At 56.6% G+C, this 256-nt stretch carries 1 protein-coding gene; it reads right to left on the minus strand.

Going from position 1 to position 256, the window contains the following annotated elements; translation table 11 throughout:
• Window positions 1–256, minus strand: a 256-nt coding sequence (locus DRW39_RS22135; protein ID WP_198664987.1) for a hypothetical protein, incomplete at both ends; no start/stop codon positions are given.

Here is a 256-nt window from a genome sequence, read left to right on the forward strand (position 1 = left end):
GCGTAGAAAGCCTGAACGGACTGGTAGAAGAAGTCCTTGAAGAATAGGGGGCGGATGTGCTTGCGGCGTTGGACGATGGCAGACTTTGTAACCGGGAAGGATCCCAGGCTGACAAAGAAATCGTGCAGTTCAACGGCGGTGGATTTACGCACGAGTTGCAGAATAAAGGCAACGGTCCGCCGGAAGGTCAGCGGACTGGAGCGGGTAAACCGTCGGTGGGGCTCCACGATGTACTTCTGGCGAGCCTCTGCGTTGA

This window comes from Lewinella sp. IMCC34191 (assembly GCF_003390935.1).
Lineage (GTDB): Bacteria > Bacteroidota > Bacteroidia > Chitinophagales > Saprospiraceae > Neolewinella.